We start from the raw sequence: 670 nt of genomic DNA on the forward strand, positions 1-670 counted from the left end.
CGACAATTGCCGGATACGCTTGAGACGTATCACGTTGTCCTTCCCTTTCAGGAAGAACTTGTCAGCATGATTCACATTGTTAAAGAGCAGACTGTCAATCGACAGTCATAAACCCGTCATCGCACGGTGCGAGGATGGCTTATGACTGCGGATCCGATCAGGTAATTCGACTGTGGGTGTGCAGGTGACGCGAGAGATGGTGGAGCCAAGCGGGTTCGAAGTCGTGCGCGACCCCGGCGCGACCTCCTGTCGTGCAAGGCAGGCGCTCTCCCAACTGAGCTCTTCCGGACTTTCCTGCGGAAAGTGGTGGAGCCAAGCGGGATCGAACCGCTGACCTCCTGCGTGCAAGGCAGGCGCTCTCCCAGCTGAGCTATGGCCCCACTGACCCTGGCCTTCCCCTAAGGGTCGGTTCGGTTAATTTTATTCAGGACAAGGCATTTCGGGGCGACGCATAGCCTGCTATGCGAGTCACGAAATAACGCCGTACTGGATAAAATTTGGTGGGTCTGGGCAGATTTGAACTGCCGACCTCACCCTTATCAGGGGTGCGCTCTAACCAACTGAGCTACAGACCCGGCTTGCTACCGATGTATCAGCGATCTCTCGCTGACCCAAACAGTCTTGCTCTGGTCGATCAGGTAATTCATTGTGAGCACTTGCCGCGAGGCGT

General features: G+C 55.8%; 3 tRNA genes. All 3 read right to left on the reverse strand.

From position 1 onward, the window contains the following. Positions 1–197: 197 nt before the first annotated feature. Positions 198–286 (reverse strand) — tRNA-Ala (locus tag KZO25_RS19785). 18 nt (positions 287–304) lie between these two features. Further along, a tRNA-Ala gene (locus KZO25_RS19790) sits at positions 305–380 on the reverse strand. A 118-nt stretch (positions 381–498) separates the two neighbouring features. Then, positions 499–575 (reverse strand) — tRNA-Ile (locus KZO25_RS19795). Between the last annotated feature and the right edge of the window lie 95 nt (positions 576–670).

Source organism: Halomonas sp. ANAO-440 (assembly GCF_019915905.1).
GTDB lineage: Bacteria > Pseudomonadota > Gammaproteobacteria > Pseudomonadales > Halomonadaceae > Halomonas > Halomonas chromatireducens.